The following is a 22,160-nucleotide window of genomic DNA, read 5'->3' on the forward strand; positions in this document are numbered from 1 at the left end:
TTCCCCGTTGACGCGGGATAAGTTCTGCCGTAGAACTTAGCCCGCCACGACGACGTGAACGGAGCGCGCCGATGACCCAGCCCGCCGCCGAACCGGTCCACTTGCGTGCGGCAGGGGTGAGCGTCGTGCTGGCAGCGATCGGCGGGCGGCTACCCGCGGTGCTGCACTGGGGCGCCGACCTCGGCGAGCTGACCGCCGCCGACCTCACCGAGCTCGCGGACGCGGGCGTGCCCGCCACCGTCCCCAACGACCTCGACCAGGTCACCCGGGCCGGGATCATCGCCGAGCACGCCGCGGGCTGGAACGGCAGGCCCGGGCTCGCCGGGCAGCGCGCCGGCCGGGCCTGGTCGCCGCTCTTCACGCTCATCGACCTCGACGCCGAGCATGCGCCGGACGGTGGCGGCCGGGTGCTCGCGACCGGCCGTGATCCCCAGGCCGGTCTGGACGTTCACCTCGAGCTGGAGCTGCTGCCTTCCGGCTTGCTGCGCCAGCGTGCCACCGTGGCGATCCCGGCCGATGCGGACGCGGAGCCGTTCGTGGTCGACGGGCTCGCACTGACGCTGCCGGTGCCCCCGGTCGCCACCGAGCTGTTCGACCTGGCAGGGCGCTGGGGACGGGAGCGCGCTCCGCAGCGGGCGCCGTTCGTCGTCGGCATCCACTCGCGGGAGAACCGCCGCGGCCGCACCGGCCCGGACGCCCCGCTGATCCTCGCCGCGGGCACGGCCGGTTTCGGCTTCTCCGACGGCGAGGTCTGGGCGGTCCACGTGGCCTGGAGCGGCAACCACGTGACCTACGCCGAGCGTCTCTCGACCGGCGCATCGGTGCTGGGCGGCGGTGAGCTGCTGCTCCCCGGCGAGGTGCGGATCGGGCCGGGGGAGTCCTACACCGGCCCCTGGGTGTACGCGGCCCACGCCACCGGTCTGGACGGAATCGCGTCCCGGTTCCACACGATGCTGCGCGCGCGGCCCCACCACCCGGGCAACCCGCGGCCGGTCGTGATGAACACATGGGAGGCCGTCTACTTCGACCACGACCTCGACCGGCTCGTCGAGCTCGCCCGCGTCGGCGCCGACGTCGGGGTCGAGCGCTACGTGCTCGACGACGGCTGGTTCCGCCACCGCCGCTCCGACCACGCAGGCCTTGGCGACTGGTACGTCGACGAGGGCGTATGGCCGGAGGGCCTGCACCCGCTGGTCCGCGAGGTGCGGCAGCGCGGCATGGAGTTCGGGCTGTGGGTGGAGCCGGAGATGGTGAACCCCGACTCCGACCTCGCCCGCGCCCACCCCGACTGGATCCTGCAGACCGGCGGCCGCATGCCGATCCCGTCCCGGCAGCAGCAGGTGCTCGACCTCGCGCACCCGGACGCCTACGCGTACATCCTCGAGCGGCTCGACGCGCTGCTCACCGAGTACCCGATCAGCTACCTCAAGTGGGACCACAACCGCGACCTGGTCGACGCCGGCCACGGCCCGGACGGTGTGCCCGGCGTGCACGCGCAGACCCGCGCCGTCTACCGGCTGATCGACGAGGTGCGGGCCCGCCACCCCGGCGTCGAGATCGAGTCCTGCTCGTCGGGCGGGCTGCGCGTGGACCTGGAGATCCTGGAGCGCACGGACCGGATCTGGGGCAGCGACATGACCGACCCCCTCGAGCGCCAGCAGATCCAGCGCTGGACCGCGCAGCTGATCCCGCCGGAGCTGGTCGGCTCGCACGTCGCCGCCCCGCGCTCCCACTCGACCGCGCGCACCCACGACCTGTCCTTCCGCGCGGGCACCGCGCTCTTCGGATCGTTCGGCATCGAGTGGGACGTCACAGCAACCGGCCCGGAGGAGCGCAAGGAGCTCGCCGCGTGGGTGCAGCTCTACAAGGACGTCCGCGGCCTGATCCACACCGGCAGCGTGGTCCGCGGCGACCAGCACGACCAGTCGTTCGCGCTGCACGGCGCCGTCGCCCCGGACCGCTCCGACGCGCTGTACGCCCTGGTGCAGCTGGCCACGCCGCTCACGTCCGTGCCGGGTCAGCTGCGGCTACCCGGCCTCGACCCGGACCGGCGCTACCGCGTCACGGTCCAACCGCCGGGTGACCGGCCGTCCTTGCGCCAGCGACAGGCGCCGGCCTGGCTCGGCCGCGGGGTCGAGCTGCCCGGCCGCGTGCTCGCCGAGGCCGGCCTGCGGGCGCCCGCGCTCAACCCCGAGCAACTGCTGCTCCTACGCGTGACGGAGGTGGCCCGATGACCGTGACAGCCGTGCCCGCCGCAGGCGCCCCCGCCTCCGGTGCCCCCGCCGTCGCCCGGCGCGCAGGGGTGAGCCGGGACACCTGGGTGGCGCTCGGCTTCATCCTCCCGTCGGTCTTCGGCTTCGTCGTGTTCTACCTGTGGCCGTCGGTGCGCGGGTTCGGCCTGAGCCTCACCGACTACCAGTTCTTCACCGACACCTCGTTCGTCGGACTCGCCAACTACCAGCGGCTGCTCACCGACGAGACGTTCTGGAACGCCATGCTCGTGACGGTCTGGTACGTCGTGCTCAACATCGGCTTCCAGACCGTGCTGGCGGTGCTGCTCGCGGTCCTGCTGCACCGGCTCACCCGCTCGGTCGTGATCCGCGGGCTCGTGCTGATGCCCTACCTGGTCGCCAACGTCGTGGTCGCGCTGCTGTGGTTCTGGATGCTCGACGCCCAGATCGGGATCGTGAACCAGGTCCTGTCCTGGTTCGGGATCGGCTCGATCTCCTTCTTCGGCAGCGAGTCGTGGGCGATACCCACGATCGCGTTCGTCAACACGTGGCGCCACCTCGGCTACACCGCGCTGCTGATCTTCGCGGGGCTGGTGATGATCCCGCGCACGCTCTACGAGGCCGGCCGCGTGGATGGCGCCAGCGAGTGGCAGATGTTCTGGCGGATCACCATGCCGCTGCTGCGTCCGGTCCTCGCACTGGTGCTGGTGATCACCGTCGTCGGCTCGTTCCAGGTGTTCGACACGGTCGCGGTCACCACGATGGGCGGGCCTTCCGACGCCTCGCGGGTGATCCAGTACTACATCTACGACCTCGCCTTCGAGCGCCTGGACTACGGCTACGCCTCCGCGGTGTCCGTGGTCCTGCTCGTGATCCTGTCCGTCATCGCCTTCGTGCAGCTGCGGCTGATGCGGGCGAACGAGTCGGACCTCGCCTGAGGAGCGCGCCACCATGGTCACCGTCGACACCGCTGTCGCTCCGACCAGCCGCACACCCGGCCAGGAGGCGGGCGGCCTGACACCCGGCCGCGTGCTGGCGTGGGCGTGCCTGATCGCGATCATCGCGATCACGCTGTTCCCGTTCTACTGGATGCTGCGCACCGCGCTCTCCAACGGCACGACGCTCGCCACCGCGGGCACCTCGTGGCTGCCGGTGGACTTCACGTGGGGCGCATTCCGGCGAGTGCTCGGCCTGGCCACCTTGGAGGAGGCGCAGGCAGAGGGCGGCACCGGCTCGGCGGTCGACTTCTGGGTCTACCTGCGCAACTCGGTGCTGGTGGCGGCGCTGATCACGGCCGGGCAGGTGTTCTTCGGCGCGCTCGCGGCCTACGCGTTCGCACGGATGAAGTGGCCCGGGCGCGACGCGGTGTTCTTCGTGCTGCTGACGGCGCTGATGGTGCCGCCGATCTTCACGCAGCTGCCGAACTTCCTGCTGATGCGCGACCTGGGCCTGGTCAACACCTACGCCGCGCTCGTGCTGCCGTTCTTCTTCATGACCCCGTTCGCCGTGTTCTTCCTCCGGCAGTTCTTCCTCGGTATCTCCCGCGAGATCGAGGAGGCGGCCCGGCTGGACGGCGCGGGCCACGTTCGCACGTTCTTCCAGCTCATCATCCCGATGAGCTGGGGGCCGATCACCACGCTCGCGCTGCTGCAGTACGTGCAGGCGTGGAACGAGTACTTCTGGCCGCTGCTGGTCGGCAGCGAGCGCAGCGTCCGCACCCTGACGGTGGCGCTCGGCGTGTTCCGCTCCCAGACCCCGCAGGGCAGCCTCGACTGGCCCGGCCTGATGGCGGCGACGCTGATCGCCGCGCTCCCGGTGCTCCTGCTGTTCATCGCCTTCGGGCGCAAGATCGTCGACTCCATCGGCTTCTCGGGGATCAAATGAAGCGCACCCGCAGGCTCACCGTCATCGCGACCGCCGTCCTCCTCGCGCTCGTGCCGGCCTGCGCCGTGGAGCGCCCGCCCGCCGAGTCCGGCGGGTGGGACGACACCGGCGAGGTGACCTACTGGATGTGGGACGCCAACCAGCTGCCCGCCTACCAGCAGTGCGCCACCGACTTCGAGGCCAGCAACCCGGACATCGACATCGCGATCGAGCAGGTCGGCTGGGACTACTACTGGGGGCGGATGCTCAGCTCGTTCGTCGCGAACTCCGCACCTGACGTGTTCGTCAACCACACCTCGAAGTACGGCGACTACACCTCCCGCGGGCTGATCGAGCCGCTCGACGAGCTGATCGCGCGCGACGGGCCCGACCTGTCGCAGTTCGTCGAGGGCACCGGCGACCTGTGGGTCGGCGACGACGGCAAGCGCTACGGCCTGCCGAAGGACTTCGATGCGGTGGGCATCTTCTACAACGCGACGATGATCCAGGACGCCGGCATCACGCCGGAGCAGATGCAGAACCTGACCTGGAACCCCCAGGACGGCGGCACCTACGAGGACGTGCTCGCGCGGCTGTCCGTCGACGTCAACGGGGTGCGTGGCGACGAGCCCGGCTTCGACCCGCGCAACGTCGCCACCTACGGGCTGGGGATCTCCTACCCGCCCGGCGGTGCGTCGGGGCAGACGCAGTGGTCGTTCCTCACGGCGACGCTCGGCTGGAGCCACACCGACAAGCCGTTGTGGGGCACCCGCTACAACTACGACGACCCCCGCTTCCAGGACACGATCGCCTGGTGGCGCAGCCTCGTCGACAAGGGCTACATGCCACCGGTCGAGCAGGCGGTCGGCAACGAGCCCTCGCAGCTCATGCAGGCCGGCCGCGTCGCGGTCGTCACCGAGGGGTCGTGGAACATCAGCACGTTCGCGAAGCTCGGCGGCATCGAGTTGGCCACGGCACCCACGCCGATCGGACCACGGGGATCCCGGGCCGCGATGACCAACTCGCTCGCCGACTCGATCGCGGCAGGCTCGCCGAACAAGGGCGCCGCGTGGAAGTGGGTGCGCTACCTCGCCTCGCCCGAGTGCCAGTCGGTGGTGGCGCGGGGCGGGGTGGTCGTGCCCGCCATCGCGTCCGTGGTGCCCGCGGCCGAGGCCGCGATCGGTGCGCACGGCCTCGACATCACCCCGTTCACCCGCCACCTGCGCGAGGGCACGGCGTTCCCCTACCCGGCCGCGCAGCACGCCGCCGACGTCGAAACGATCATGGAGTCCGCGACGGAGCGGGTGATGGGCGGCAGCGCCGACGCGTCGTCGCTCACCGCGGCCAACGAGGAGGTCAACGCCCTGTTCACGCAGGGCTGACGGCCCTGGCGCGGCCCAGGACGTGCTCCTGGACCGCGACCGCAGCAGCGCCGCGGGCCCACTCGGTGAACGGGAACGGCCGCACGTCGAGTGGCACCGGGGCGAGCGGGGCCTTCCGGTTCTCCGAGAGTGCGGCGTCCAGTGCGGGGCGGGCGACGTCGACGAGACCGATCCCGTCGCCCGTGAGGATGACGAGCTCGGGGTCGATCAGGTTGGCGATGTCGGCCACGAGCACGCCCAATGCCCCCGCCGCCTCGTCGACGACCCGACGGGCGGCCGCGTGGCCGTCGGCCGCGAGCCGCAGTGCCTCGGCGTAGGTCACCGGCCTGCCGAGCGCCTGCGCGACGGTCCCCGAGACCGCGCGGGACGAGACGAGGCCCTGCGCGCAGCCGCGGTGCCCGTCCTCGCACACCACCGAGCTCACGACCGGGCGGTGCCCGATCGACCCGCCACCGCCGTGCGCTCCCTCCACCACGAGGTCGTGCACGACGATCCCGCACCCGACACCGGCGCCGATCGTCAGCACGAGCAGCGACTGCAGCCCACGGCCGGCCCCGAACCAGTGCTCGGCAGCGGTGAGCGCGCGCACGTCGTTGTCGACGACGGCGGGCAGCCCGGTGGCATCCTGCAACAGGTCGGCGAGCGGAACGCGCTCGTGCCAGCCGAGGAAGTGGGCGCGGGCGACGTCGCGGCGGTCGACCACCAACCCGCCGATCCCCACGCCGAGACCCACGACGCCCGGGTGGCCGGACCTCAGCAGCCGGGTGACGTCGGCCACCGCGCCGACCACGGCTGCCGGTTCCGTGCCGGGCAACGGGCGCGTGTGCTCGGCGAGCACGGTGGCCCGCAGGTCGGTGACCACGGCGAAGAGTGCGTCGCCGGTGATCTTCACGCCGAGGAAGCGGTGCTCGGACGGCCCGACGTCCAGGGGTAGCGACGGCCTTCCGGTGCGCACCGGCTGTTCGGCGTTGTTCTCCGGGGTGCCCTCCACGAGGAGTCCTGCGTCGACGAGCGGGCGGGTGAGCCGCGTGAGCGAGCCGGGGGAGAGGCCCAGCCTGCGGGCGAGTTGCGCACGGGGCAGCGGGCCGAACCGCAGGACCTCGACGGCGACGCGCTGGTGGCTGCCGTCGAGCGCGCTCCAGTCGTCGGAGGGCGGAGTTTGTTCCGCGACGGAAGTCACCGGTGAACGATAGCTCGCACCGCGCGACATCGCCGCGATTTTCACCCGCGGAAGACTCCGTGGCCAGGGGTCAGGATGCCCGCCGGGTCGTAGCGGCGTTTGAGCGCGACGAGGTGCGGCCACCGGTCGCCGTAGTGGGCGCGCCAATCGGCGGGACCGCTCGCCACGGTGCCGATCGGGTAGCGCGCGCCGCCCGCGGCGAGTGCGCGGTCGAGCAGCCGTCTGTTGCGCTCCAGCATCGCCGCGGCGAACCCGGCGTCCGCGCCGGGCGGTCCGGCCGTCATCACGGTGAACAGGTGGACGAGGTCGCTACCGTCCGGTGCCGGCAACCGCAGCGACGGGCGGGTGAGCGCCGCCCGCCGGTGGGTGTAGAGCAGCACGAACCCGCCTGCACCCACGTCGGCAGGCGTCAGCTCGGCGAGCGTCGCGCCGACGACCTCCTCGACCCGCGAGTCGGGCAGCCACACCGTGAGCCACGGCTTGGGCAGCGCGTCCCAGCCGATCGCCCTCCGCAGGTCGGCGACGGCCTCGTCGATGCGCGTGACGTGCTCCAGGTAGCCGTCTTCCCGCAACTCGGCGCCGGCCGGAGGCGCGAGGGCGCCGTCGAACGCGAAGGCGTTCAGGTGGTGCACATCGCCCGACTCGCCAGGACGCCACCAATCGGCGAAGACCTCGGTGGCCTCGCCGCCGCGCGCCAGCGCGCGCAGGTGGGCGAAGAGCGCGACCGGGTCGCTGTAGGGGACCGACCAGCCACGGACGGTCGTCGGCGCGGGCACGAGGCCGACCGTGGCCTCGGTGATGATCCCGAACTGGCCGAGCCCGGCGAGCACCGCCTCGAACAGCTCGGGATCCGCCGTCGGTGAGCAGCGGCGCAGCTCGCCGTCGCCCGTGACGACCTCGAGCTCGCGGACGTGGTCGACCTGGGCGCCGGTCGCGACGGCCGGTGGGATGCCGCCCACCGAGAGCGTGCCGCCGACCGTGAGGGCGAGGTAGCCGGTGGCGGCCGGGATCGCGAGGCCGTGGGCGCCGGCGGCACGGGCCAGGTCGAGCCACGTGGTGCCGGCCCCGACCGTGGCCCGGTCGGGGTCACCGTCGGGGCCGATCGCGCGGACGCCTGCCAACGCCGTGGTGTCGACCACGACCCCGCCGGGCACCAGCGACTGCCCGCCGGTGGTGTTGGCGACGCCGCGTGCCGCGACCGGGAGGCGGTGGCGCCGGCAGAACCCGACCAGGCGGGCCACGTCAGCCGCCGATCCGGGGCGAAGAACGGCGGCCGGCACCCCGGTGCTGATCCGGCCGGCGTCACCCGCGTAGCGCATGCGAGTGGGGAGGTCGGTGTGGAGCGAGCCGTCGAGCGGCGGGACGCCGCCGGGCAGGGCCGTCACCCGTCCATACTGGCCGATGCTCTCAGATGGGCCGCGCGGTGGTGAGGAACTTCCGCAGCTCTGATCGTGAGGCCCGCTTCTCCCCGGTGATCACGAAGTAGACCATCCCGGCGTCGGACACGTCGCCCTTCTCGGCCACCTCGAGGCGTGAGCGCAGCCAGTCCATCTCGGGACCGAGGTCCCGCAGGTAGTTCCAGTCGGACAGCTTGGTGGGCCCGAGGTTGCCGTTCTGGTCGGGGATCTGGACGCGCTGGCAGCCCAGCTCGATCACGTCGTCGTAGGAATGGCCGCCGTGGTCCTTCTTCCCGTGGGTCTGGTTGAAGCTTCCGTCACCGTGTGACACGCACTTGACGTGTTTCCGTGCCGCCGGATCAGCGGCGTCGAGGGCCATCCACGTGGTCTCCATCGGCCCCGCGAGGACGATGGTGAGTTCGTCGCCCGGCCTCGACGCGTTGATCGCGGCGGTCAGTGCCGCGACGCCCGCGGCGAGCCCGTTGGCGTCGGCGCCGTCGTAGAAGCGTGACGTGTCGAAGCCGAACCGCTTGCCGGCCCCCAGCACGCTCTCGGTCATGTTCCGGCGGTGCTCGGCGTCGGAGTCCCAGATGTGATTGTTGTAGATGTAGTTCACGACGTTCTGCTGCAGCCCGGCACGGGCGAGGATCGCGAGTGTCATGGCCGAGGACGCCCAGTCGTCCTCGTCGTGCTGGTTCCCGTCGGCGGACAGGGCGATGCGCCCGACCCCGCCGTCTGGGGCGGCCGGTGCCGGCGCAGCCGGTGCGCCGACGAGGATCGCGACGGTGGCGGCTGCGGCCCAGAACATCACGCCCCGGATCCTGCTCGACGCGACGCGGGTTCGTGGCGTTCCGACAGATCCGTCGAGCGGTCGGGTGGCCGATGATCACCCGTTAGGGGTCACGCCGGACCGGGCAGCTCATGCACCGCGGTCCGCCGCGGCCGCGTCCGAGCTCGCCGCCGGGGATGTCGAGCACCTCGATGCCGGCCGCGCGCAGGAAGCGGTTGGTGGTGACGGTGCGCTCGTAGGTCACGACCACCCCGGGCGCGACGGCGAGGGTGTTGCACCCGTCGTCCCACTGCTCGCGTTCCGCCGAATGGACGTCCTGCACCGGGGTGAGCACGCGGATCGCCGCGAGCCCGAGCGCCGCGGCGATCGCGCGGTGCATGTCCTCGGGCGGGTGGTCGACGAGGTCGAGCTCCTTCTCGGTGTCGCCGGGCCGGATCGTGTAGGCGGGCAGCATCCCGAGCCCCGCGTACTGGGTGAACGTCTCCGGGTCCACCATCGTGAGCACCGTGTCCAGGTGCATGAACGCGCGGGCCTGCGGCATGCGCAGCGCGACGATGCGGTCGACCTCGCCGCCGGCGAAGAGCTGCCGCGCCAGCCGCTCGACGCCCTGCGGGGTGGTGCGCTCGGACAGCCCGATCAGCACCGCGCCGTCGCCGAGCACGAGCATGTCGCCGCCCTCGGTGGTGGCAGGGCCGTTCACCGCGCCCGCGGACCAGACCGCGTAGCCCCCGCCGGCGAAGAGCGGGTGCCAGCGGTAGACGGCCTCGTAGTGCACGGTCTCCCGCATGCGGGCCTTCTTGCGCATGCTGTTGATGGCGACGCCGCCGTAGAGCCACGCCGACGTGTCGCGGGTGTAGAGGTGGTTGGGGAGCGGTTCGAGCACGAAGTCGTCGGGTTCGAGCACGTGGAAGGCGATCGAGCGCGGCTCCGGGATCCGGTCGAGGACCTCGCGCTTGGTGATCCCCCCGATCAGGTGGTCGGTGAGCGTGTCGGGATCCATCGCGTCGAAGCAGTTGCGCAGCGCGTCGATGGCCAGCGGCCCGTACACGCGGTCGTCGAAGATCCGGTCCAGCACGTACTTGCGCGCGTCCGGGATGTCCAGGGTGGTGCGCAGGAGCTCCCCGAACAGGTACACGGTGATGCCGCGCTCGCGCAGCAACGCGGCGAACCGGTCGTGTTCCTCCTGGGCACGGGCGACCCACAGGACGTCGTCGAACAGCAGGCGGTCCTTGTTGCCCGGCGTGAGCCGCTTCAGCTCCAGCCCAGGCCGGTGCAGGATCACCTCGCGCAGGACGCCCACCTCGGAATCCACCCGGTACATGGGCCACATCCTGCCGCGTCGACGCCGCGGGCGCGGGAGCACGATGGGTGGGTGCAGCTGGACCGTCTGGACGAGGACATCATCGCGCTGCTGGTCGAGGACGCCCGCCGCAGCTACGCGGAGCTGGGGAACCGGATCGGCCTGTCGGCGTCGGCGGTGAAGCGGCGGGTCGACCGGCTGCGTGCGGGCGGCGCGATCACCGGGTTCACGGTGCGGCTCGACCCCGGTGCGCTGGGCTGGACGGTGGAGGGCTACGTCGAGCTGTACTGCCGCAACAGCACGGCGCCGGGCGTGATCCGGTCGGCCGTCGACCGGTTCCCCGAGGTCGTCGACGCCAGCACCGTCTCGGGCGACGCCGACGCCGTGCTGCGGATCCTCGCCACCGACATGCGCCACTTCGAGCAGGTGCTCGAGCAGATCGGCGCCCAGCCGTTCGTGGCGAGGACGAAGTCGGTGCTGGTGCTCTCGCCGCTGCTGCGCCGCGCCTCCACCCCACCGCCGCACTGACCTTCCCGGGCCGGCGTGGGATGCTCGAGACGTGAGCGTCCTGGTCGTCCTGGTCGGCGGGGCCGAGGACGGCCGCGAGTTCCGCGTGCCGGACGACGATCCGATCGCGACCTCCGGCGTGATGGCTCTGCCGGAGCCCGACGAGCCGGCGGGGGAGACGTTCACGCTGCTGCGCTACCGCTGGGACGGCTCGGAGCGCGCGGACGGCGCCCGCCGCTTCCGGCTGCTCGGCTAGGTGAGAATCGGTGTCGTGACCGTCATCGAGGACCCGGACCTGGTTCGCGCCCGCGCCGGCGACGATGCCGCCTTCACCCGGCTCGTGGCGCCGCTGCGCCGGGAGCTGCACGCCCACTGCTACGGGATGCTCGGCTCCGTGCACGACGCGGAGGACGCCCTCCAGGACGGCCTGCTGCGGGCGTGGAAGGCCCTCGCGACCTTCGAGGGGCGCAGCTCGCTGCGCTCGTGGCTCTACTCCGTGGTCACCCACGCGTGCCTCGACGCGGCGCGCCGCCGCGGCCGCAGGGCGACGCCGGTCGATCTCGGCCCGGCGAGCGACCACGCCGTGGTCGACTCCGCGCCGCGCACCGACGTCGCGTGGCTCGGGCCGTACCCGGAGGCGCTGCTCGCCGACGCCCGCCACGAGCAGCGCGAGGCCGTCGAGCTGGCCTTCGTCGCCGCGTACCAGCACCTGCCGGGCAACCAGCGTGCTGCGCTGCTGCTGTTCGAGGTCCTCGGCTTCTCCGCGGCGGAGATCGCCGAGATGATGCGCACCTCGCGGGCCTCGGTGAACAGCGCCCTGCAGCGTGCCCGCGCCGTCGTCGCCGAGAAGGTCCCGCCGCGCACCCAGCAGCAGACGCTGCGTGAGCTGGACGACGCGCGGGTGCGCGAGATCGTCACCGGGTTCTCGGGCGCGCTCGAGCGCCGCGACACCGACGGCCTGGTGGCACTGCTCACCGAGGACGTCACCTGGACGATGCCACCGCTCCCGCACTGGTACCAGGGCCTGCCCGCCGTCACTGACTGGGCCGTACGCGTCCCGCTGGGCTCATGCGGGGCGTGGCGGCACCTGACAACGGGCGCCAACGGCCAGCCGGCCGTGGCCTGCTACCTGTGGGACGACGCGGCAGGGGCGCACCTGGCCTGGGCGGTGAACGTCCTCACCCTGCGCGGCGACCGGATCGCCGCGGTCACCTCGTTCCTCGGCCGCGACCAGGTCACGGCGTTCGGGCTTCCGGCGGCGCTGCCCTGATCCCCCTGTCGGGGTATTGCGCTCGAAACGAGCGCCCATGTGGCAGAACACGCAACGAACGTGCGTGAAATGGCAGGACTTCGCGATTGTCGGGCGGCGGGCCCCTTCCTACCGTGATCAACGTGACCAGCGTCCTGCCCCGGCCGGTTGTGTCCACCGAACCCGTCGCCCGCCCCCGGCACTACCTCATGTGCCGGCCAGAGCACTTCGAGGTCCGCTACGCGATCAACCCGTGGATGCGGCCCGGCGAGCCCGTCGACCGTGAGCGCGCACTCGCCCAGTGGGACACGCTGCGGCAGACCTACCTGGATCTGGGCCACCGGGTCGACCTGATCGACCCCGTCCCCGGTCTCCCGGACATGGTGTACGCCGCCAACGGCGCCACCGTCGTGGACGGCATGGTGTTCGGCGCTCGGTTCCGCCACCGCGAGCGCGCCGCCGAGGCGGCCGCTCACCGCGGCTGGTTCACCGCCGCCGGCTACCCCGTGGTGGAGCCGGAGTTCGTGAACGAGGGCGAGGGCGACCTACTCGCCATCGGCAGTGGAGACGACGGCGTCGTGCTGGCGGGGCACGGGTTCCGCACCGACCCGCGCGCCCACGCCGAGGTGGCGGCCGTGTTCGGCCGCGAGGTCGTGCCGCTGGAGCTGGTGGATCCGTGTTTCTACCACCTCGACACGGCCATCGCCGTGCTCGACGACTCGACCATCGCCTGGCTGCCCGCGGCGTTCACGCCGGCGTCGCAGGACGTGCTGCGGACCCGGTTCCCGGACGCCGTCGTCGCCGACCCGGCCGACGCGGCCGTGCTCGGCCTCAACGCCGTGAGCGACGGTCGGCACGTCGTGCTCCCCGCGCAGGCCACCGGGCTGGCCGCGGCACTGCGTGAGCGTGGGTACACGCCCGTGCCCGTCGACCTGTCCGAGCTGCTCAAAGGGGGCGGCGGACCGAAGTGCTGCACGCTGGAGGTGCGTTGATGACGCTCATGCAGTCGGCGACCGAGGCCCATCAGGAGCTCGTACACGAGCACTCGGCGCACAACTACCACCCCCTGCCCGTCGTGGTGGCGGAGGGCAACGGGGCCTGGGTCACCGACGTCGAGGGCCGCCACTACCTCGACTGCCTCGCCGGCTACTCCGCCCTCAACTTCGGCCACCGCCACCCCGAGCTCGTCGCGGCGGCGCACCGCCAGCTCGACCGCCTCACCCTCACCAGCCGCGCGTTCGGGAACGACCAGCTGGGCCCCTTCTGCGCGGAGCTCGCCGCGCTCGTCGGCAAGCAGCGGGTGCTGCCGATGAACACCGGCGCGGAGGCCGTCGAGAGCGGGCTGAAGGTCGCGCGCAAGTGGGGGTACGAGGTCAAGGGCGTCCGGGAGAACCGGGCGCGGATCATCGTGGCCGCCGGCGCCTTCCACGGCCGCACGATCAGCATCGTCGGCTTCTCCACCGACCCGGACGCCCGCGGCGGGTTCGGCCCGTTCACCCCGGGCTTCGACGTCGTGCCATACGGCGACCTGGACGCCCTCGCCGCGGCCGTCACCCCGGACACCGTGGCCGTGCTGCTCGAGCCGGTGCAGGGTGAGGCGGGCGTCGTCGTGCCGCCCGCGGGCTACCTCGCCGGGGTCCGCGCGATCTGCGACGCCGCCCGCCTGCTGTTCGTGGCCGACGAGGTGCAGTCAGGGCTCGGCCGTACCGGGCATGTCCTCGCGACGCGCGGTGCCGGGGTCGACGCGGACATGTACCTGCTCGGCAAGGCGCTCGGCGGCGGGATCCTGCCGCTGTCGGCAGTGGTCGCGGACGACGAGGTGCTCGGCGTGCTGCGCCCCGGCCAGCACGGCAGCACGTTCGGCGGCAACCCACTCGCGTGCGCGGTCGGCCGCGCGGTGCTGGGCCTGCTCGCCGACAGCGGGCCGCACGGGGTCCTCGCCGCCGCCCGCAGGCTCGGAGTGGTGCTCCAGAGCGGGCTGGCCGACCTCGTGGGTCACGGCGTCGTCGCGGTGCGCGGGGCAGGGCTGTGGGCGGGCGTCGACGTCGACCCGCGGCTGGGCACCGGACGCGCCGTCAGCGAGGCGCTCGCCCGGCGCGGGGTGCTGGTGAAGGACACCCACGGCTCGACCGTCCGCTTCTCCCCGCCGCTCGTCGTCACCGACGACGAGATCGGCTTCGCGATCGATGCGCTGGCGCGATCGCTGGCCGAGCTGGCGGGACCCTGATCATCCAGGAGTAGGCTCGGCTGGCAGCAGCCGAGAGGGGAACATCGGATGATCGTCTTCACGATACTGGGCTGGATCGTCTTCGGGCTGATCGCGGGCTTCATCGCCCGCGCGATCGTGCCCGGCAAGGACGACATCGGCCTCCTGCGCACGATCGTCCTCGGCTGCGTCGGGTCGGTGATCGGCGGGCTGATCTTCGGGCTGCTGACGGGCGGCCTGCGTGGGTTCGAGCCCTCCGGGTGGATCGGATCGATCATCGGCGCGGTGATCGTGCTCGTCATCTACAACCAGGTCACGGGCCGTAAGCGCAACCGCACCTGATCCGACCCGGCCCGCGCCGGTCACGATCTGTCAACGGTCGTCCAGCGGTACGCGCCGGTCGGCACAGTCCGTTCGGCGGAACGGCCGCTCGTCGTTGTCGGCATTCGCGAGCAGTTCGGGGCGCAGCATGCCGAACAGCACGGTGAGCAGCAGCTCCGCCGTGACGTCGGCGGGCTCCTCCTTGCGGTTGATGCTGCGCAGCAGCAGCAGGTTGACGATCATCCCGCTCACGTCGAGCGCGCTCGGGAACGGGCGGAGCTGACCCGTCTGCTGGCCGTGTTCGATCAGGATCCGCAGCGGGGTGGGCACGGGTGCGAGCGTGCGCGGGTCGCCGTCGTCGGCGGTGTCCGGCGGGCCGCTCACCTTGATCGTGTACTCCTCGACGGCCGACCAGAAGGAAGCCGTGAGCTTGCGGTACCGCTGACTGATGCGGGCGAGGGCCCTGATCTGGTCGGTCAGCGCGTCCACGACGGGGCGGCCAGCGGCGATGTCCCGCTCCGCCTCCGACAGCAACGGGCGCACGAGCGGCCCGTACACCGAGCCCACGAGCACGTGCTTGGACGGGAAGTGGTTGTAGGCCGTTGCGGCGCTGACGCCTGCGGCAGCGGCGACGTCCTCCATCCGGGTGTCCGCCCACCCGCGGCTGCCGAAGGTCGCATCGGCAGCATCCAGCAGCGCCCGCCGTGTTCGGTCACGCTTCGTACGTGCCGCCCTGGCCCGCGGATCGTCCGGTTCAGCGAGGTCGGAAGCTGCCATTGAGCGAAGCGTAACCGCTTTCGGCTCGAATTGCTCTTGACTCCAACTTGGGTTGGACCCAAACTCCGTGCTTGAACGTCGAACGACTTCGATCACCGCAGGGCACGGCGGCGATCGAGGCTCCGGAGGGGCAACCGGAACGGGCATCTGTGGTCGGGGGACCGAAGCAGGTATCACCGAACGTCCCGGTCGCTCCTCCACAGCATGGATCGGTAGCTCTCAGCAGTAACACCGAGCACGTCTCAGCACGATCGCAGTACGCGCCGTTCGGCCGACCGGAGGGCGCGCAGCCGCCGGCGATGGCTCCGCCGGCGCAGGGGAGGGGAACCCGATGCACGCGTCCGATCTGTTGTACGAACGTTTCCGCCGGCGCCACGGGGCAGTGTCCGGCGTCGCTCAGCTCGCCGCGGCAGGCGCGCGATGAGTGAGGGTCAGCGAGCGAACCACGAGCACAGCGCCCGCGTGCGGGGCGCGCAAGTGAGCGAGCTTGCGAGCGAATCAAAGTCACAGCGCCTTCGCCCGGCTCGCGAGCCTGCGAGCGGGCAATCGACTCAGTGCCCGGCGAAGCCGGCCGAGCGCAGCGAGGCCGAGCGATGAGCGCGCCGATGGTGGTCTCCACCGTCGAGGAGACCGGCCGGACCGCCGATCTGGCCACCGCACAGGCTGTCGATCAGACCGCGCCGCTGCCGGACACCGCTGTCCCCGTGCTCGGGGCCACGGTTGCGGAGTCCGATCCGCCGCTCCTCGAGAGCCTGCTGCGGGCCGCGGTCGCAGGCGAGCCCCGCGCGCGCGATCGGCTGCTCGCCGAGATCCACCCGCTCGTGCTGCGGTACTGCCGGGCACGGCTGGGCCGCCAGGAGACGGTGATGGGCTCGGCCGACGACGTCGCGCAGGAGGTCTGCCTCGCGGTCGTGAACGCGCTGCCGGGTTACACGCTGCGCGGGCTGTCCTTCCGCGCGTTCGTCTACGGGATCGCCGCCCACAAGGTCACCGACGCGTTCCGAGCCATCGGCCGCAACCGCGCCGAGCCCGTCGCGGACATCCCGGACGCGCCGCTCGCGCACGACGGCCCCGAGTACCACCTCCTGCAGGTCGAGCTCACCGAGCGGCTCGGGGCACTGCTGCACCTGCTCACGCCGCGGCAGCGCGAGGTGCTCGTGCTGCGCATCGCCGTCGGGCTGTCGGCCGAGGAGACCGCGCAGGCGGTCGGGTCCACGCCGGGCGCGGTCCGCGTCACCCAGCACAGGGCGCTCAACCGGCTGCGCCGCAAGGTCGTGACGGCCGGTGTCGAGGCCGGCGACGAGGGCGACGAGGAGTAGGAAACGCCGGGTCATCGGCCGGGTGCGGCGCCGAGCCCCGACGGTAACGGGATGCGGGCGGGGAGTAACCTGAGGAGATCAAGAGCGGCGATCGCAGTGGGCGCCGCGCGGGATCCGGGGAGGCTTCGTGTCGGCTGGCCAGATCGCGGCGCTGATCGCCGCGGGGGCCTTCGTGGTCCTCGTGCTGCTGCTGGCCGTCCCGCTGCTGAAGCTCGGCCGCACGCTCGACGAGGCCACCATCGCCATCCGCAAGGCGCACGAGGGCGGCGACCCGCTGCTGCGTGACGCCCAGACCACGCTGCACCAGGTGAACACGCAGCTGGAGCGGGTCGACGGCATCACATCGAGCGCGCGCACCGTGTCGAGCAACGTCTCGGTCCTCACGTCGCTGTTCACCGCCACCCTCGGCGGCCCGCTGGTGCGTGCCGCGGCGTTCAGCTACGGCCTGAACAAGGCGATCAAGGCCCGCCGTGCCGTGCGCGACTCCGGTGCCCACTCCCGTCGGAGGGGGCGTCGGAGGTGAAGCGGCTCTTCTGGCTCGGGCTGGGGCTCGCCGTCGGTGTGTACGCCACCCGGCGGGCGTCCGAGGCGGCCCATGCGCTCACCCCTGCCGGGGTGGGTGCGAACCTCGCCGACGGCCTGCGTGAGCTGGGCGCCGGGCTCGGGGCGTTCGGCGCCGAGGTGCGCGCCGGGATGACCGAGCGGGAGCAGGAGCTCTCCGACCTCGTGGAACGCCGCACCGGGGCTCCGCTGCCCGCGATGAGGGACGCGTTCTCCGACCCCGAGCCCACACCTGCGCGCCGACCGGCTCCCCGCGCGCGAGCGCGCAGGGCAGGGGCCTGACGCCGCCAGGCTCGAGCCTGGTCTCCCAGCGCGCGTCCCCCTGCCGTCCCGCGTCCCGCTCGCTGCGGGAGACTGGCCGCGCCGCCTGAGGATGCCTGCCTCCCGTTCGACCCTTGGAAGCCAACCGTGCAGACCCACGAGATCACCCGTCGGTTCACCGACCACTTCGTCAGCGCCGGACACACCCGTGTGCCGAGCGCCTCGCTGATCCTCGACGACCCCAACCTGCTCTTCGTCAACGCGGGGATGGTGCAGTTCAAGCCGTACTTCCTGGGGCAGGTCCCGCCGCCGTACCCGCGGGCCACCTCGATCCAGAAGTGCGTGCGCACCGGCGACATCGACGAGGTCGGCAAGACCACCCGCCACAATACGTTCTTCCAGATGGCCGGGAACTTCTCCTTCGGCGACTACTTCAAGGAAGGCGCGATCGAGCACGCCTGGAACCTGGTGACCGGAAGCCAGGACGCGGGCGGCTACGGCTTCGACCCGGACCGCATCTGGGTCACCGTCTACCAGGACGACGACGAGGCGATCGCCCTGTGGCGGCGCATCGCCGGGCTGCCGGAGGAGCGGATCCAGCGCCGGGGCGGCGACGACAACTACTGGGACATGGGCGTGCCCGGTCCCGGCGGGCCGTGCTCGGAGATCTACTTCGACCGCGGGCCCGAGCACGGCCGCGAGGGTGGCCCGGTCGCCGACGAGGACCGCTACCTCGAGATCTGGAACCTCGTCTTCATGCAGGACGAGCGCGGCGAGCTCTCCCCGAAGAAGGGGCACCCGCCGATCGGCAGCCTGCCGAAGAAGAACATCGACACCGGCATGGGCATCGAACGGGTGGCGTACCTGCTGCAGGGCGTCGACAACGTCTACGAGACCGACCTGGTCCGGCCGGTGATCGCCCGTGCGGAGGAGTTCTCCGGCCGCAAGTACGGCGCCTCGCACGAGGACGACATCCGGTTCCGGGTGATCGCCGACCACGCCCGCTCCGGCGTCCTGATCATCGGCGACGGCGTCACCCCGTCCAACGAGGGCCGCGGCTACGTGCTGCGCAGGCTGCTGCGCCGCATCGTCCGCTCGGCCCGGCTGCTCGGTGTGCACGAGCCGGTGCTCGGCTCGTTCGCCGAGGTGGTGCGCGACGCGATGGCCCCGTCCTACCCCGAGCTGGTCACCGACTTCGAGCGGATCTCGGCGGTCGTGCGGGCCGAGGAGGAGGCCTTCCTCGCCACGCTCACCGCGGGCTCGCGGATCTTCGACACCGCCGTCACGGCCACGAAGCAGGCCGGCGGGAGCCGGCTGGCCGGTGACAAGGCGTTCCAGCTGCACGACACCTACGGCTTCCCGATCGACCTCACCCTGGAAATGGCGTCCGAGGCCGGCCTCACCGTCGACGAGCAGGGCTTCCGCTCGCTGATGGAGGAGCAGCGGGCCCGCGCCAAGGCCGACGCCGCCAAGCACAAGGTCGGCCACGGCGACGCCTCCGTCTACCGCGCCGTGCTCGACGCGGGCGGCGGGAGCGAGTTCCTCGGCTACACCGACCTCACGACCGAGGCCCGCATCGCCGGGCTCGTCGTCGACGGCGTTGGCGTGCCAGCCGCGGGCACGGGCACCACGGTCGAGGTCGTGCTCGACCGCACCCCGTTCTACGCCGAGGGCGGCGGGCAGCTCGCCGACACCGGCTGGATCCGGGGCGACGGGTTCACCGTCGAGGTCTCCGACGTCCAGTCGCCCGTGGCCGGGCTGATCGTGCACCGCGGCACGGTCACGGCGGGCGAGGCCCAGGTGGACACCACCGTCCAGGCCGAGGTGGACACGAGCCGGCGGGCCGCGGTGTCGCGGTCGCACTCGGCCACCCACCTCGTGCACGCCGGGATGCGCAAGCACCTCGGCGACGCCGCCGCCCAGGCCGGCTCGCTCAACGCCCCCGGCCGCCTGCGGTTCGACTTCACCTCCCCCGCCGGGGCAGTCCCGCCGTCCGTGCTGACCGACGTCGAGGACGAGGTGAACGCGGTCCTGCAGAACGACGAGGAGGTCCGCTGGTTCGTGACCTCCCAGGACGAGGCCCGCAAGCTCGGGGCGCTCGCGCTCTTCGGCGAGAAGTACGGCGACAAGGTGCGCATCGTCGAGATCGGCGACTACTCCCGCGAGCTCTGCGGTGGCACTCACGTGCACCGCTCCGGCCAGCTCGGCCTCGTGAAGCTCCTGTCGGAGGCCTCGATCGGCTCCGGCGTGCGGCGCGTCGAGGCCCTCGTCGGGCTCGACGCCTTCCGGTTCCTCGCCAAGGAGCACGTCCTGGTCTCCCAGCTGGCCGAGCAGTTCAAGGCCAGGCCCGAGGAGCTGCCCGAGCGCATCGGCGGTGTCGTGGAGCGGCTGAGGCAGGCCGAACGTGAGCTGGAGAAGGTCCGCGCCGACGCCGTGCTCTCCTCGGCCGGCGCCCTCGCCGACGCCGCCGAGGACGTCGACGGGGTCGCGCTCGTCGCCGTCGCTGCTCCCGAGGGGGTGAACGGCAACGACCTGCGGGCGCTCGCCTCCGACGTGCGCGGGCGCCTCGGCGCTCGCCCCGGTGTGGTGGCGCTGTTCTCCGCCGACGGGGAGAAGGTGTCGTTCGTCGTCGCCACCACGGCCGCTGCCCGCGACCGGGGCATCGCGGCCGGGAAGCTGATCCCCGCGTTCGCCCCTGCCGTGGGAGGGCGCGGCGGCGGCAAGCCGGACCTCGCCCAGGGCGGCGGGACCAAACCGGCCGGCATCCCCGAGGCGGTCACCGCCTTGCGGACCGCGCTGCGCGGGTGATCCGGGGACGACGCCTCGGCATCGACGTCGGCGCCGTCCGGGTCGGGGTCGCGATCTGCGACCCGGACGGCGTGCTGGCCACGCCGCTCGTCACGGTCCCGCGCGACGTCGACGGCGGCTCGGATCTGCGGACGATCGCCGGGCTCGTGGCCGAGTACGAGGCGGTCGGGGCCGTCGTCGGGCTGCCGCGCACCCTCGCGGGGCGCGACGGTCCCGCCGCGGAGGCCGCCCGGACCTTCGCCGACGCGCTCAGGGGTGTGCTGGACGTTCCGGTCGAGCTGTCCGACGAGCGGCTCACCACCGTCGTGGCCACCCGCCAGTTGCGTGAGCGTGGTGTGAAGGGGCGCAAGCAGCGCGCCGTGGTCGACCAGGCCGCGGCCGTCGCGATCCTGCAGGGCTGGCTGGACGCGCACCGCGGCTGATCACATCCGGATGACCCACCGATGCAGCGTCGTTCACCCGATGGCTACTCTCCGGTGTCGTGAACCCGGACGGATGGGACCACCCACGGCCGCCCCGCCCCCCGGGTGTCGGCGAGCGACCCGGAGCCCGTCCGGTCCCGCCGCCCCGGGCGCAGGGCAGGCCGCTCCCGCGCATCGGTTCGGGACCCGCCACGCGCTCCGGCCCGCCGCCGGATTCGGGCCCTCCCACCGTGCCGGTGCCCGTCGTCGGCCCGCGGATGCGCGGCGATGCCCGGCGGCCCGGTTCGCCCGAGTCGGCCCAGCGGCCGGCTCCGCCCGAGCCCGCTCCCGGGCCGCGGAACGGCGGGCATGACGTCCCGGCGGCCGCCCCGCGACCCGAACCCGAGCCGCCGGCCGACCACCGTGATGAACCGGCCGCGGGGCCCGGCGCGAAGCCCGGGAAGAAGCGCACGAAGAAGCGCAGGCGCGCCGTGGTGCTCCTGCTCTCGGTGCTCCTGCTCGGTGGTGTCGCGGCGGGCGGCGCGTACTCGTTCCTCACCTGGTTCGCCGTCCCCGACTTCGAGGGCGGGGGCACCGGCGACGTCGTGATCGAGGTCGAGGACGGTGCCTCGACCCGCAGGATCGGCACCGTGCTCGCGGAGAACGGGGTGGTGGCGGCCCCGGAGTCGTTCACCCGTGCCGCGGAGGACGAGGACCGCATCCGCGCGGTGCAGCCGGGCTTCTACCAGATGCGCAGGCAGATGTCGGGCGCCGCGGCCGTGGACATGATGCTGGACCCGGCCTCCCGCGTCGGTGAGCTCGACATCCGCGGCGGCGTGCAGCTCGACGACACGCGCGCGCCCGACGGCACGGTTGCGCCCGGTGTCCTGAGCCTCATCTCGACCGCCACCTGCGCGCGGCTCGACGGGCAGGAGCGATGCGTCTCGGCGGACGAGCTGCGCGCGGCCATGACCGACACCGACCCGGCCGCTCTCGGCGTGCCCGAGTGGGCCCTCGAGGGCGTCGGCGCCGCGGAGCCGCGGCGCCGCCTCGAGGGCCTGCTCGTGCCGGGGCGCTACGACGTGCCGCCCGGCGAGACCGCCGTCGACGTGCTGCGCGGCCTGCTCGCCACATCGGGGGAGCGGCTCGCGGCATCCGGCCTCGTCGCGGGCGCGCAGAGCATCGGCTCGAGCCCGTACGAGGTGCTCACGATCGCCTCGCTCGTGGAGAAGGAGGCGATCAACCCGGACATGCCCAAGGTGGCCCGGGTGATCTACAACCGGCTCGGCGCCGGACGGCGGCTCGAGCTGGACTCGATGGTGAACTACCCGCTGGACCTGCAGGCGCTGCGCACCACCGCGGAGGATCGCGCACGACCGGGCCCATACAACAGTTACGCGGTGGCCGGCCTCCCGCCGACCCCGATCGCCGCGCCGGGGCGGGAGGCGATCGCGGCGGCCCTGGAACCGGAGCCGGGCCCGTGGCTGTACTTCGTGCGGTGCCAGTCCGACGGCACGTCCTGCTTCGGGGCGACGATCGACGAGCACAACGCCAACGTCCGCGCGGCCCGGCAGAACGGCGCGTTCTAGCGCCCCGAACCGAAAGGG

General features: G+C 72.6%; 21 protein-coding genes. 16 read left to right on the forward strand and 5 right to left on the reverse strand.

Going from position 1 to position 22,160, the window contains the following annotated elements; genetic code table 11:
- Positions 1-71: 71 nt before the first annotated feature.
- Genes K1T35_RS22470 through K1T35_RS22485 form a run of 4 tightly spaced genes read left to right on the forward strand, consistent with a single transcriptional unit; the run spans position 72 to position 5,476 of the window.
- On the forward strand, positions 72-2,234 hold the full coding sequence (locus tag K1T35_RS22470) for an alpha-galactosidase (protein WP_220262077.1): 2,163 nt from the start codon (positions 72-74) through the stop codon (positions 2,232-2,234).
- Positions 2,231-3,169 carry a carbohydrate ABC transporter permease gene (locus K1T35_RS22475; RefSeq protein ID WP_220262078.1) on the forward strand — a complete coding sequence of 313 codons (939 nt, stop codon included), beginning with the start codon at positions 2,231-2,233 and terminating at the stop codon, positions 3,167-3,169. The genes K1T35_RS22470 and K1T35_RS22475 overlap by 4 nt, the downstream gene beginning before the upstream one ends.
- A 13-nt stretch (positions 3,170-3,182) precedes the next feature.
- Positions 3,183-4,115: a carbohydrate ABC transporter permease gene (locus K1T35_RS22480; RefSeq protein ID WP_220262079.1), complete on the forward strand. Its 933-nt coding sequence runs from the start codon at positions 3,183-3,185 to the stop codon at positions 4,113-4,115.
- Positions 4,112-5,476, forward strand: coding sequence for an ABC transporter substrate-binding protein (locus K1T35_RS22485; RefSeq protein WP_220262080.1), 1,365 nt, complete (start codon positions 4,112-4,114; stop codon positions 5,474-5,476). The genes K1T35_RS22480 and K1T35_RS22485 overlap by 4 nt, the downstream gene beginning before the upstream one ends.
- On the opposite strand, the gene K1T35_RS22490 is transcribed toward K1T35_RS22485, so the two are convergent.
- From K1T35_RS22490 to K1T35_RS22505, 4 genes are all read right to left on the reverse strand, one after another.
- Positions 5,463-6,656, reverse strand: coding sequence for an ROK family transcriptional regulator (locus K1T35_RS22490; RefSeq protein ID WP_220262081.1), 1,194 nt, complete (start codon positions 6,654-6,656; stop codon positions 5,463-5,465). The genes K1T35_RS22485 and K1T35_RS22490 overlap by 14 nt on opposite strands.
- 41 nt (positions 6,657-6,697) lie before the next feature.
- The gene (locus K1T35_RS22495) at positions 6,698-8,041 is read right to left on the reverse strand and encodes an FAD-binding protein (protein WP_220262082.1); all 1,344 of its coding nucleotides are present in this window, start codon (positions 8,039-8,041) and stop codon (positions 6,698-6,700) included.
- Between the two features lie 22 nt (positions 8,042-8,063).
- Positions 8,064-8,864, reverse strand: a complete 801-nt coding sequence (locus K1T35_RS22500) for a hypothetical protein (RefSeq protein ID WP_220262083.1) — start codon at positions 8,862-8,864, stop codon at positions 8,064-8,066.
- A gap of 82 nt (positions 8,865-8,946) precedes the next feature.
- Positions 8,947-10,164 (reverse strand): arginine deiminase, encoded by a 1,218-nt coding sequence (locus K1T35_RS22505; RefSeq protein WP_220262084.1) that lies wholly within the window; start codon positions 10,162-10,164, stop codon positions 8,947-8,949.
- Positions 10,165-10,215: 51 nt separating this feature from the next.
- On the opposite strand from K1T35_RS22505, the gene K1T35_RS22510 reads away from it, so the two are divergent.
- The 6 genes from K1T35_RS22510 (at position 10,216) to K1T35_RS22535 (ending at position 14,447) form a co-directional block, all read left to right on the forward strand.
- A complete protein-coding gene (locus K1T35_RS22510) occupies positions 10,216-10,671 on the forward strand; it encodes an Lrp/AsnC family transcriptional regulator (protein WP_220262085.1) in 456 nt (151 codons plus the stop codon).
- A gap of 31 nt (positions 10,672-10,702) precedes the next feature.
- Positions 10,703-10,906, forward strand: a complete 204-nt coding sequence (locus K1T35_RS22515; protein ID WP_220262086.1) for a hypothetical protein — start codon at positions 10,703-10,705, stop codon at positions 10,904-10,906.
- A gap of 15 nt (positions 10,907-10,921) precedes the next feature.
- On the forward strand, positions 10,922-11,920 hold the full coding sequence (locus K1T35_RS22520) for a sigma-70 family RNA polymerase sigma factor (protein WP_220262087.1): 999 nt from the start codon (positions 10,922-10,924) through the stop codon (positions 11,918-11,920).
- A gap of 122 nt (positions 11,921-12,042) precedes the next feature.
- Positions 12,043-12,891, forward strand: coding sequence for a dimethylargininase (gene ddaH, locus K1T35_RS22525; RefSeq protein ID WP_370645480.1), 849 nt, complete (start codon positions 12,043-12,045; stop codon positions 12,889-12,891).
- Entirely contained in the window at positions 12,891-14,126 is a 1,236-nt protein-coding gene (gene rocD, locus K1T35_RS22530; RefSeq protein ID WP_220262088.1) for an ornithine--oxo-acid transaminase, read from the forward strand. The genes ddaH and rocD overlap by 1 nt, the downstream gene beginning before the upstream one ends.
- 48 nt (positions 14,127-14,174) lie before the next feature.
- A complete protein-coding gene (locus K1T35_RS22535; protein ID WP_370645481.1) occupies positions 14,175-14,447 on the forward strand; it encodes a GlsB/YeaQ/YmgE family stress response membrane protein in 273 nt (90 codons plus the stop codon).
- A gap of 30 nt (positions 14,448-14,477) precedes the next feature.
- Here the strand turns inward: K1T35_RS22535 and K1T35_RS22540 are convergent, their stop codons facing one another.
- Entirely contained in the window at positions 14,478-15,203 is a 726-nt protein-coding gene (locus tag K1T35_RS22540) for a TetR/AcrR family transcriptional regulator (RefSeq protein ID WP_220262089.1), read from the reverse strand.
- Positions 15,204-15,796: 593 nt separating this feature from the next.
- On the opposite strand from K1T35_RS22540, the gene shbA reads away from it, so the two are divergent.
- The 6 genes from shbA to mltG all read left to right on the forward strand — a co-directional run bounded on the left by shbA (position 15,797) and on the right by mltG (position 22,142).
- Complete coding sequence (shbA, locus tag K1T35_RS22545) at positions 15,797-16,522, forward strand: RNA polymerase sigma factor ShbA (RefSeq protein WP_255622413.1); 726 nt, start codon at positions 15,797-15,799, stop codon at positions 16,520-16,522.
- Between the two features lie 127 nt (positions 16,523-16,649).
- Positions 16,650-17,045 (forward strand): DUF948 domain-containing protein, encoded by a 396-nt coding sequence (locus K1T35_RS22550; RefSeq protein WP_220262090.1) that lies wholly within the window; start codon positions 16,650-16,652, stop codon positions 17,043-17,045.
- Entirely contained in the window at positions 17,042-17,365 is a 324-nt protein-coding gene (locus tag K1T35_RS22555; RefSeq protein ID WP_220262091.1) for a hypothetical protein, read from the forward strand. The genes K1T35_RS22550 and K1T35_RS22555 overlap by 4 nt, the downstream gene beginning before the upstream one ends.
- A 126-nt stretch (positions 17,366-17,491) precedes the next feature.
- Positions 17,492-20,152: an alanine--tRNA ligase gene (gene alaS, locus K1T35_RS22560; RefSeq protein WP_220262092.1), complete on the forward strand. Its 2,661-nt coding sequence runs from the start codon at positions 17,492-17,494 to the stop codon at positions 20,150-20,152.
- On the forward strand, positions 20,152-20,574 hold the full coding sequence (gene ruvX / locus K1T35_RS22565) for a Holliday junction resolvase RuvX (RefSeq protein WP_220262764.1): 423 nt from the start codon (positions 20,152-20,154) through the stop codon (positions 20,572-20,574). The genes alaS and ruvX overlap by 1 nt, the downstream gene beginning before the upstream one ends.
- 230 nt (positions 20,575-20,804) lie before the next feature.
- On the forward strand, positions 20,805-22,142 hold the full coding sequence (gene mltG, locus K1T35_RS22570; RefSeq protein ID WP_220262093.1) for an endolytic transglycosylase MltG: 1,338 nt from the start codon (positions 20,805-20,807) through the stop codon (positions 22,140-22,142).
- Positions 22,143-22,160 lie beyond the last annotated feature (18 nt).

It is taken from the genome of Pseudonocardia sp. DSM 110487, assembly GCF_019468565.1.
Classification (GTDB): Bacteria; Actinomycetota; Actinomycetes; order Mycobacteriales; family Pseudonocardiaceae; genus Pseudonocardia.

Coding starts and splice junctions, on each gene's coding strand:
- K1T35_RS22535 (WP_370645481.1), top strand. CDS start 14,175: ATGATCGTCTTCACGATACTGGGCTGGATCGTCTTCGGGCTGATCGCG.
- K1T35_RS22485 (WP_220262080.1), top strand. CDS start 4,112: ATGAAGCGCACCCGCAGGCTCACCGTCATCGCGACCGCCGTCCTCCTC.
- K1T35_RS22540 (WP_220262089.1), bottom strand. CDS start 15,203: ATGGCAGCTTCCGACCTCGCTGAACCGGACGATCCGCGGGCCAGGGCG.
- shbA (WP_255622413.1), top strand. CDS start 15,797: ATGAGCGCGCCGATGGTGGTCTCCACCGTCGAGGAGACCGGCCGGACC.
- K1T35_RS22470 (WP_220262077.1), top strand. CDS start 72: ATGACCCAGCCCGCCGCCGAACCGGTCCACTTGCGTGCGGCAGGGGTG.
- rocD (WP_220262088.1), top strand. CDS start 12,891: ATGACGCTCATGCAGTCGGCGACCGAGGCCCATCAGGAGCTCGTACAC.
- K1T35_RS22505 (WP_220262084.1), bottom strand. CDS start 10,164: ATGTACCGGGTGGATTCCGAGGTGGGCGTCCTGCGCGAGGTGATCCTG.
- K1T35_RS22480 (WP_220262079.1), top strand. CDS start 3,183: ATGGTCACCGTCGACACCGCTGTCGCTCCGACCAGCCGCACACCCGGC.
- K1T35_RS22475 (WP_220262078.1), top strand. CDS start 2,231: ATGACCGTGACAGCCGTGCCCGCCGCAGGCGCCCCCGCCTCCGGTGCC.